This is a genomic window from Nitrospirota bacterium (assembly GCA_037386965.1).
In the GTDB taxonomy this organism is placed as follows: Bacteria; Nitrospirota; Thermodesulfovibrionia; order Thermodesulfovibrionales; family JdFR-86; genus JARRLN01.
In genome coordinates this window covers 1-8,499 of the sequence record JARRLN010000088.1, presented here as the reverse complement: position 1 = coordinate 8,499, position 8,499 = coordinate 1, and the positions used below count along the sequence as shown (strand labels likewise).

Below are 8,499 nucleotides of genomic sequence, written 5' to 3'. Positions count from 1 at the left end.
GCGCTCGGCGGGGGAATGACAAAAAAACTGTCCTTTTCATATGCGGTCCTCCTCTCCGAGGAATATGCTTGCTCTCAGTTTTTATGCTAAAGGACCCGTGTGAAGATGGCATGAGGGCTTTATGAAGAAATGTGAAGGCACACAAATACTTGTGTGCCTTCCGGGGGGAGTGCTAGTGCTTTCCGGTGAAGAGTCCTCGGCTTTCGGAGCATCCTCTTCCCACCACGCGAGCCGAGGGGGTCTGCCCGGCCTCCAGCGAGAGCAGGACCCTGCTCCCGTCAGCCTCCCCGATGGCAAGGGCGGTATCCCCGGCAAGTCCGGCCCATGTGTCCCTCGCGAAAGCGTCTTGCCTTCAGTACGGGATGACCACGTCGCAGGAGACGAGCGCGCGGGCGATGTCCTCGGCGCTCATGAAAGGGAAGGGGTTGGACGGGTTGTTCGTATAAAGGACGACGTTCATGAGCTTCATCGCCTCCAGGCTCTGCTCGATGGACTCGTCCGGCTCCAGGACATCGTCCATCACAAAGACCGTCACCTCGTCGTCCGCGAGAGAGAGGCCCACGGCCATGCGCATGGCCTCGCGCTTCCTTGCTCTCACCAGGACGGCAATCTTCTTTTTTGGCACGCAAAGGTCCTCTCCGGGCTACTCTACCATAAACGCGGAACACTCGTCCCCTTCACCCCGCGTTGCGGCTTCCGGTATAATCGGGAATCTCTGCATCTCCGGAAGGAGGCCTCATGCGCGTCTTCGAGCGGAAGACCCTCTTCAAGGGAAAATACCTGAGGATGCTCCTCATAAGCTATGAGGACAAGAGGGGCAAGGTGCGCCAGTGGGAAGCCGTGGGGCGCGTCGACTGTGCCGGAGTCGTGGCCATCGCACCGGTGACGGGCCGGGGCGAGCTCCTTCTGGTGAGGCAGTACCGGCCCGCCCTGGACAGGGACGTGATAGAGCTCCCCGCGGGCCTCATCCCTCACGGAGAGCACCCGGCCCAGGCTGCCCGCAGGGAGCTCATCGAGGAGACCGGACACGTGCCCGGCGAGCTCGTTCACCTGTCCGAGGGCGTCATATCCACCGGCATCAACACCGAGACCTGGGAAGTCTACCTGGCCCTCGACGTTCGCGAAGCCCCCGAGGAGGTGCGCCGCGAGCATCCGCCGGACGAGACGGAAGACATCGAGGTCATCAAGCTGCCCCTGAGCGGCATCTCCGAGGCCCTGGAGCCCTACCGTCGGTGGGGAAACGCCGTGGACCTCCGCATCTTCGGCATCCTGGAGATGGTGAAAAGGCAGCTCAGAGGGGCAGGACCTTCCTGAACCCGCCGGCCGCCCTCGGGAAATCAGCAAGCAGCCCCGCGGCCAGGGGGCTTCCCGTAAGGGCGCGGTGGGCCTCGAGGAGCTCCCGAAGCAGGGCGATGGACTCGTCGTCCTCCAGGGCGACGGCCTTCACGTAGGCCGCGTTAATCTTGTCCCCGACGCTGCCGTCTTCGTCACGAACGAAGAGGACCCCGCCGGTCATCCCGGAGCCTATGTTGTGGCCCGCCTCGCCCAGCACGGCCACCGTCCCCCGGGTCATATACTCGCACAGGTGCTCTCCCGCGCCTTCCACCACGGCGCGAGCGCCGCTCAGGCGCACGGCGAAGCGCTCCCCCACCGTGCCCGAGGCGTGGAACGTACCGCCGACGGCGCCGTAAAGCAGGGTGTTTCCGGCTATGACGTGCCGGTGCGGCTCCCCAAGCTCCTCCGGAGGCCTGAGAACCACCCTCCCGCCGTACATGCCCTTGGCCACGTAGTCATTGGCCTCCCCCACCAGGGTGAGGGCGAGCCCCCTGTGATTGAAGGCCCCGAAGCTCTGGCCCGCCGTGCCGTGAAAGACAAGGTTGATTGTCCCTTCGGGGAGCCCCCGGTCACCGTGGAGCCGGGCGATGTGGTAGTTCAGGGTGGCCGGGATGCTGCGGTCGGTGTTGCGGATGCGATAGGTCCTCTCCACGTGCTCCCCCCTCTCGATGAACGGGAGAAGCTCCTTCACGAGCTCGTCGTTTCGCGAGGGGGCGGGGTTGTCGTTCCGCCTTCTTGCGGACCTCACGGGAAAGGCCATCCCCGGAGCGGCGGCCGCCGTCTTTGCACCGGTGGGCAGCACGGCGAGCAGGTCGGCCCGTCCGATGGCCTCGTCCATGCTCCTCAAGCCCAACCCGGCCAGCGTCTCCCGCACGTCGCGCGCCAGGGCGCGGAAGTAGGCCATCACGCCCTCCACGGTCCCGGTGTACCTGGCCCTCAGGCGCTCCTCCTGGGTGGCGATGCCGGTGGGACAGGTGTTCAGGTGGCACTTTCTGGCCATGACACAGCCCGCCGCTATCATGGCGGCGGTGCCGAAGCCGTACTCCTCGGCGCCCAGGAGCGCCGCCCTTACGACGTCCCTGCCGGAGCGCATCCCTCCGTCCACCCGCATCGTGATGCGCTCTCTGAGGCCGTTTTCCACCAGGACCCTCTGCGTTTCGGCAAGTCCCAGCTCCCAGTAGCTCCCGGCATTTTTTATGGAGCTCAGGGCCGCGGCCCCCGTGCCCCCCTCGCACCCGCTTATCTGGACGATGTCGGCGTAGGCCTTGGCCACGCCGGCCGCCACGGTGCCCACCCCCGCCTCGGCCACGAGCTTCACGCAGACGAGGGCTTCGGGGTTGGCCTGCTTGAGGTCGTGCACCAGCTGAGCGAGGTCCTCGATGGAGTATATGTCGTGATGGGGCGGCGGAGAGATAAGAAGCATGTGCGGAGCACAGTGCCTCAGAGAGGCGATGTAGGGCGTTACCTTGTCCAGAGGCAGGTGCCCTCCCTCGCCGGGCTTGGCCCCCTGGGACATCTTGATTTCAAGCTCCCGGGCGGAGGCCAGGTACGCGGGCGTCACGCCGAACCTTCCGGAGGCCACCTGCTTGATGGCGCTGCCCGCCTCGGTACCGTAGCGGCGGGGGTCCTCCCCGCCCTCCCCGCTGTTGCTCCGGATGCCCAGGCGGTTGCACGCCCGGGCGATGGTCTCGTGGGTCTCGGGAGAGAGGGAGCCCACGGACATGGCCCCGGTGACGAAACGCTTTATGATATCCCCTTCCCCTTCCACCTCATCGACTGGGACGGGTGCCCCGCCCCTGAACCTCATCAGGTGGCGAAGGAAGATGGGAGGCCCCTCCGAGAGCCGTGCAAACTCCCTATAGGCCTCGTAGGAGCCGCCCCGGACGAACGCGATGAGGGCCCGCACCGCCCGGGGCGACCACGCATGGCGCTCCCCCCCGGGGCGGAAGCGCATCGTCCCGGCGTTTTCCAAAGCAGGCTCCGGGCCGTCGAAGGCCCGGGCATGGCGGGTGAGGACGGAGGCCTCCACCTCCTTCAACCCATCTACCTGCACCGCTCCGGGCGTGCCGGGGAAAAACTCATCGAGAAAATCCCCCGCGAGGCCCACGGCGTCGAAGAGCTGGGCGCCGTGGTAGGAGTTTATGGTGGATATGCCCATGCGGGCCATCACCTTCAGAAGGCCGGCCTCCATGGCCTGCCTGTAATGGGCACAGGCCGTCTCCGGAGCCAGGGGGACGTGGCCCCGCTCCGAGAGGTCCTCGATGCTCCGGTAGGCAAGCCAGGGATGCACGGCCGAGGCTCCGTAGCCCACCAAGCAGGCCAGATGCGGGACGTCGCGGACCTCGGCACTCTCCAAAACGATGCTCGCCCGGGCGAGAAGCCCCGCCCCCGCCAAGCTTCGCATGGAAGCGGCCAGGGCAAGAAGCGAAGGCACGGCCACCCTCTCCGCCCCCAGCTCCCGGTCCGAAAGGACGAGGATTTCCACCCCCCGGGAGACCGCCTCGAGCACCTCCTGCCCCACCCTCCCGAGGGCCGCCCCGAGCCCCTGCCCGCGCGGGTAACAGATGCTCACCCGCTGCGCGGGAACCCGGTCCTGGGCTTCCATCCCGTCGAGGACGTTTTGCGTCAGAATCGGCGAGGAGATGGCCAGCCGCCGGGCGTGGCCGGGCTCCTCGGCGAGAAAGTTCCCCTTCCGCCCCAGGTTCATCCTCAGGGACATGACCAGACGCTCCCTGACGGAGTCGATGGGAGGGTTGGTCACCTGAGCGAACCGCTGCTTGAAGTAGCGGAAGAGGAGCTGGGGCTTCTCCGAAAGCGGCGCAAGGGGGGTGTCGTCTCCCATGGAGAACACAAACTCCTTGGCATTGGCCGCCATCTCCCGGATAACGATGTCCACTTCTTCCCTGGAATAACCCATGGCCGCCTGTTTCCTCCCGAGGCCGGGCTCCTTCTCCCCCGAGGCATGGGAGGGCTTCGCGGCTCTCACGAGGCTGCTCTCAAGCCACTGCCCATAGGGGCGGCGGGCGGCCAGGGACCGAAGAATCTCCTCCGTTTTCCGGACCCTCCCGGCGGCAAGGTCCACCGAAAGCGTATCCCCCGGCCCGAGCCTCCCCTTTTCCTTTATGGCGCTTTCGACCTCCACCATGCCCGCCTCGGAGCCCAAGACGAGAAAGCCGTCCTCGGTGAGTGTGTACCTCAGGGGCCTCAGGCCGTTTCTGTCCATGTGCGCCCCCACGGTCCGGCCGTCGGTGAAGACCACGGCCGCCGGGCCGTCCCAGGGCTTCATGAGAAGGGACTGGTACTCGAAAAAGTCCTTCACCTCCCGCGGAAGAGGCACGGTTTCCCACACGGGCGGGATGGCAAGGTTGATGGCGTGCTCCGGAGAGAAGCCCGCGAGCATGAGCAGCTCCACCACGTGGTCAAGCGAGGCCGAATCGCTCTCCTGGACGGCGACCAGGGGGGCCACGAGCCCCCTATCCATGCCTTCAAAGCGCTCGTGCCACAACTCTCCGGCCAGGGCGGCCATCCAGTTTCTGTTTCCCTGGATGGTGTTTATCTCCCCGTTATGTGCCAGCGCCCTTCCGGGCTGGGCGAGCCGCCACTCCGGGAGCGTATTGGTGGAGAACCTCTGGTGAAAAAGCGCGAAGGCACTTTCCACCTGGGGATGGGCCAGGTCCGGATAGAACTCCTCGAGATGGGTGGCCACGAGCATCCCCTTGTAAGCCACGGTCCGGGAGGAAAACGACGCCACATGGACTTCCGGGTGGCGCTTCTCGATGGCCCGGCGAGTGAAGTAGAGGCGCACGTCCCGTTCCGCCTCGCCAACGTCTCCCGTGTCAAGAAGAAGCTGGAGGATGCGCGGCCTAACCGCCAGAGCCGCCTTCCCAAGGGCGGTGTCCCGCGTGGGCACCTCTCTCCAGGCGAGCACCTTGAGGCCGAATTCCCCGACTATGCCCTCGATGAAACGCTGCACATCGGAGGAAAGAAAGAGCATCCCCACGGCCAGGTCCTCGGGCCTTGACGGCGCGATGCCGCCTGCGGAGAGCTCGGCAAGGAGGAGCTTGCGGGGAATCTCGATGAGCACCCCGGCACCGTCTCCGGTCTTCCCGTCGGCCCCCACCGCCCCCCGGTGCGTGAGGTTCCTGACGGCGGTCACGCCGAGGCTGACCACGCGGTGGCTCCTTGCTCCCCGGATGTCGCAGAGAAAGCCGACCCCGCACGACCCTGCCCCGTATGCCTGTGCCATGGCCCTATTATCGTTGGAAAGGCATACGCTGGCAACAGCCACCCGTCATACGGGCATCGGAACAGGCTCTACGATGAAAGACTCAAGCCCTTCCAGATGGGGCACCCGGCCTGGTAAGGACCTGTCGAGTAAAAAAAGAGGAAAATGTCCGTCCTCGTACTTCTCTCCACTTGCATCCCGGGGACCGATGCGTGCCTGTTCTCCGCGGTCTTCTCCCGCCGTTCGGCTTTACGGAAAACTCTCCTCGCCTCAGAACCCATGGTTCTCTTCGGCGCTCCAACGGGCCACGTCCAGGTCCGTTATCAGCACGATGACGTCCGTGGCCCCGGACGGGGGGTTCACCACCGTGTGCTTGAAGTAGCGGCGCTGGCCCCGGGACAGGGGCTCTCCGTCCATGGAGGTGGCGGTGAAGGACTCCTTGAGCAGGACGTTCATGTCCCGGTCCACCAGGTAAAGGGTGAGCTCGATGTCTCCGGCCTCCCAGCGGCTCATGTTGCGGATCTGGCCGTCCACGATGAGGGAGCCGTTCATGTTCCGCACGCGCACCCCCTCCACGGGGAACAGGGTGGCCTCGGCCGCCAGGAGCTCCCTGGCCTTGATGCTCTCGCGGAGGGCCTGGTTTTCTTCCTCCAGGGTATGCTGCGCTGCATTGCCCTGCTCTACCTGTTTCTCCAGCTCGACTATCCTCTGGGCCCGCTGCTTGTAGTAAAAGGAAGCAGCCACCGCCGCGGCCAGGATGAGAACGACCACGGCCCGCAGCACAAAACGGCGGCTTTTTTCCCGCCGGGCCTCCGAAAGGATGTCTTCCGCGCGGCTCCGGCGCTTCATGTGGCCAGCCTGAGGAGGCGGTGCATCATGTCCTGCACCTCTTCGGTCTGCACGCCCTTCTCTTCCTCGAGAGATTCCTCATAGAGTATGGTAACAAGCTCCGCCTTCTTTTCGGGCCTGATGTCCAGTCCCTCCATGCGCTCCAGCTCCTCCACGGCCCTGATGACGGAACGCAGGATATCCGGGTCGTACCGTAAGCCGGCCTCCCCGAAAAGGAGCCAGGCCGGCGAGACGTTAAGCTCCCTGACGATTCTCTGCAGATACTCGGGGCGGGGCTCGGCCTTCCCCGTGAACCAGCTGTTCACCGTGGTCACGGGGGCGTCGATGGCCCTGGCAAGTTGATACTGGTTCATGCCCTTCCGGTCCATCGCCTCTTTCAGACGCTCGACGAAGCTGCGCTCCATGTCCTAATTATATGGAATGAATTACGAAAAAGCAAGAATCCGAGAATATAGGAGTTTTTGTACGACAAAGGTAAATCAGACCCGAAAATCCTTCTTGTTCGTCGTTGACATACGATTTCATCGTACTTACAATGAGAGCATGATTTCCCTTGCGGGGAAAGGAAGCGCTGGATGGACCGACATGACGAGGACCTGACGAAGCTCGTCCGGAAGGAAACGGCCCGGCGGGACGCCCGGCTGGAGGCAGAAGTCAGGGCGCTGGAGAGGGAAGTGCAGGAAGGCAAAGACATTCTGGCGGGCCGGAAGATGAAATCTCCCTCCCCCCGCGGCGGCTCCAGGAGGAGGCCGGGAAAAGCCCTCCACCCGGAGGCGGTTCGAGTCCGCCCCGCTGCTCCCAAACGGCAAGGTCATCGCCCATGGGGCGGTGGACAGGAAATACTAAACCCTGGAAAAGGAGGCAGGTGACATGGAGATAGCCAGTTTTGATGGGGAACGCGTAGCAATCGTTTCGGACCAGGAGCTGGAAATGCTCGGGGAGCGGTTTCTCGCGAGCGCGGCGGCACATAACACGTCCTTCTTCGATTTCGTCTGCCGGTGGGTCGAGGCAACCCTCAAGGAAAGGCGCGCAAGGGGGTATGTATGTGTCCTGACGGCGGATATCCTGAAGCGCATCCAGGCCAGTACAAATTGACTCCCCAAGGCGGCAAGGGCCGCACCGAAAGGAGGAGACTCATGTTCAGGGCAACGGTGGCCGTTCTTGCGTTCATTCTGATGGGCACCGCTCTGGCGATGCAGCCTGTCAACGCTCCCCCCGAGAAAGCGCCGGGGCTGGAGGACCGCATCGAGGCGCTGGAATCCACCGTCTCTTCCCTCAAGGATGCACTGAGCACGCAGGAAACGATTATTGATGAGCTGCGCCAGGGCTCCGTAAATGATGACGAAGGCCCCGTCCTGGCCGCTGCGCCCTCCAAGGCGGCGCCCCTGCCGTCAACGGCTGCGGATACCCGCGGGCGGTCTTTCCAGGGACAGGTGTCGCGCACAGCCGACCGACCGACCTTCCGCCTTTAAGAGGGAACCTTACAGGAGGAGCATGAGCGCGAAATACAGCGTGTTGTTATCCGATGCGTCCCTGCCGAACCCGTCGTAGTTCGAACGGCCGCCGTTGTACTTATTGTAGAGCGTGTATTGCAGGGCAATTTTGAGCCTGTCCAGGGGAAGATAGTCGGCTTCGAAAATGAAACCGGCGCTGTCCGGAGAGCCGTTTCTGCTGCCGTTCACCGGCCCGGGGGCATAGAGCAGCCTGTCGGATTTGCCGTCTACGAGAAAATACGCAAGCGTTCCCCCTATATGCCCGAAAGGCGCGTGGCAGTAATAGTCGAGGTTCACTTTGAACGTATTGAGCCTGTCGACCCTGTTCTCGGCATCGCCCAGGGCGAAACTCGCATCCCGGTCCTGTTTTTCATGAACCCACGTCGTCTCCAGACCGAGAGTGGACTGTCCGGCGAGGTACTGATACTCGGCATCGAGTGCAACGTCCGTAAACGTGTCGGTGGGGCCGCTCTCCCTCGCCTCCGGAAAAATTCCGGCAGCAATTCCGTATGTGCCCACGGAAACATAGTGCTCTCCCCACTGATGTTGCAGGGCGACACGCCAGTAAGGAGCAATGTCTTCCACCACCATGTCGGT

Annotated in this window: 8 protein-coding genes; 3 read left to right on the top strand and 5 right to left on the bottom strand. The window is 64.0% G+C overall.

Annotated elements, in window-relative coordinates; translation table 11 throughout:
* Nucleotides 1-352: 352 nt before the first annotated feature.
* Nucleotides 353-625 carry a hypothetical protein gene (locus tag P8Y39_11280; protein MEJ2192906.1) on the bottom strand — a complete coding sequence of 91 codons (273 nt, stop codon included), beginning with the start codon at nt 623-625 and terminating at the stop codon, nt 353-355.
* Between the two features lie 113 nt (nt 626-738).
* Between P8Y39_11280 and P8Y39_11275 the strand changes: the two genes are divergently transcribed.
* Nucleotides 739-1,314, top strand: coding sequence for an NUDIX hydrolase (locus P8Y39_11275; GenBank protein MEJ2192905.1), 576 nt, complete (start codon nt 739-741; stop codon nt 1,312-1,314).
* On the opposite strand, the gene gltB is transcribed toward P8Y39_11275, so the two are convergent.
* From gltB to P8Y39_11260, 3 genes are all read right to left on the bottom strand, one after another.
* Nucleotides 1,292-5,581, bottom strand: a complete 4,290-nt coding sequence (gene gltB / locus P8Y39_11270; GenBank protein MEJ2192904.1) for a glutamate synthase large subunit — start codon at nt 5,579-5,581, stop codon at nt 1,292-1,294. The two genes, P8Y39_11275 and gltB, sit on opposite strands and share 23 nt — an antisense overlap.
* A gap of 249 nt (nt 5,582-5,830) precedes the next feature.
* The gene (locus P8Y39_11265) at nt 5,831-6,409 is read right to left on the bottom strand and encodes a hypothetical protein (protein MEJ2192903.1); all 579 of its coding nucleotides are present in this window, start codon (nt 6,407-6,409) and stop codon (nt 5,831-5,833) included.
* Nucleotides 6,406-6,813 carry a helix-turn-helix domain-containing protein gene (locus tag P8Y39_11260; GenBank protein ID MEJ2192902.1) on the bottom strand — a complete coding sequence of 136 codons (408 nt, stop codon included), beginning with the start codon at nt 6,811-6,813 and terminating at the stop codon, nt 6,406-6,408. Before P8Y39_11260 ends, P8Y39_11265 begins: the two co-directional genes overlap by 4 nt.
* A 466-nt stretch (nt 6,814-7,279) precedes the next feature.
* On the opposite strand from P8Y39_11260, the gene P8Y39_11255 reads away from it, so the two are divergent.
* Together P8Y39_11255 and P8Y39_11250 are read left to right on the top strand one after the other, a co-directional pair.
* Nucleotides 7,280-7,504 (top strand): hypothetical protein, encoded by a 225-nt coding sequence (locus tag P8Y39_11255; GenBank protein ID MEJ2192901.1) that lies wholly within the window; start codon nt 7,280-7,282, stop codon nt 7,502-7,504.
* A gap of 41 nt (nt 7,505-7,545) precedes the next feature.
* A complete protein-coding gene (locus P8Y39_11250; protein ID MEJ2192900.1) occupies nt 7,546-7,881 on the top strand; it encodes a hypothetical protein in 336 nt (111 codons plus the stop codon).
* A gap of 9 nt (nt 7,882-7,890) precedes the next feature.
* On the opposite strand, the gene P8Y39_11245 is transcribed toward P8Y39_11250, so the two are convergent.
* Nucleotides 7,891-8,499 (bottom strand): hypothetical protein (locus tag P8Y39_11245; protein ID MEJ2192899.1); only part of this gene is annotated, 609 nt, incomplete at its 5' end.